The 293-nt window shown below is 45.1% G+C and carries 1 protein-coding gene; it reads right to left on the bottom strand.

Features of this window, described 5'->3' with window-relative positions; all coding sequences use genetic code 11:
- A partial coding sequence (locus EUU22_RS01180; RefSeq protein WP_165351029.1) for a hypothetical protein occupies window positions 1–281 on the bottom strand: 281 nt, incomplete at its 3' end.
- Window positions 282–293 lie beyond the last annotated feature (12 nt).

The raw sequence follows: 293 nt of genomic DNA on the forward strand, positions 1-293 counted from the left end.
CCTGGACAGCGTGTTCTAGTACTGGGATTTTCTTTATTACATATTTGTGCAGTTGGGTTTTCAGAGCACCCTTTAATCTGATAGGGGTAATAACACCAGGGTGTGTTCGGCACTTTTTCATCATAGCAACAGTGGAGAGCTTTGCACTGATCACGGGTAATTCCAGGTCCTCCACAATCTACTCTGTCCTTTGCTTGCAAACCACAAACATAAGTCTCCGGAGAGGCGCATTCGGCTCCAATAATAAAGACTGCTGCCAAAAGCCAATACATGTTGCTCATCGTAGTTCTTCG

Origin of the sequence: Ciceribacter ferrooxidans (genome assembly GCF_004137355.1) — a bacterium.
Taxonomy (GTDB): domain Bacteria; phylum Pseudomonadota; class Alphaproteobacteria; order Rhizobiales; family Rhizobiaceae; genus Allorhizobium; species Allorhizobium ferrooxidans.